Raw genomic sequence first — 558 nt, 5'->3', positions numbered from 1 at the left:
CCGGTGCCGTTTCCTCCCGGCCGGCCAACCGCTCCAGGGAGGCCCGCAGGTAGTGGATTTCCCGCTGGGTTCTTTCATTTTCTCGCCACCCGCCCGCCCGGTCGGCGACGGCGTTCCGCTCCGCGGACGACAGGAGGCCCGGACCGTCGTTCCGCTCGTTCCCCTCCAGCACGCGCAGGCCGGCGGCAAGCCGGCTGAAGGTCAGAGGTGGTTCCAGCCGGGTGGCGACAGCCGCGAGTATCTCGGCGTCGAGCACTCGGAGCGTCGGATCAGCACCCCCGCCACGTCCCACGTCGACGGCATCCGCGAGAAGCTCGGCGGCGTCCTCGGGATCCACACCGTGCAACAGTCCCAGCCCGCCGATATCAGCGGGAAGATCGTCTACCGTGACCGGGCATCCCGCGTCGACCGCGAGCTGGGCCAGACCACCGCCGACTCCGCGCTCACTGAAATCGAGCAGGAGAATGCCGCCACCGGAAGCAAGCGCCGAGGAGCCAACGGTCGCCAGCAGGCCCGCCCAGCCGTCACGAGTGCCACCGAAAACGTCGACCCGGCTCG

Annotated in this window: 1 pseudogene; it reads right to left on the bottom strand. The window is 70.1% G+C overall.

Annotated elements, in window-relative coordinates:
* Positions 1-558 (bottom strand): annotated as a pseudogene (locus tag NBW84_RS03260) (hypothetical protein); the annotation flags it as partial.

The sequence above is a fragment of the Protofrankia sp. CiP1_Cm_nod2 genome, assembly GCF_920664355.1.
In the GTDB taxonomy this organism is placed as follows: domain Bacteria; phylum Actinomycetota; class Actinomycetes; order Frankiales; family Frankiaceae; genus Protofrankia.
This window is presented reverse-complemented; position numbering and strand designations above follow the sequence as displayed.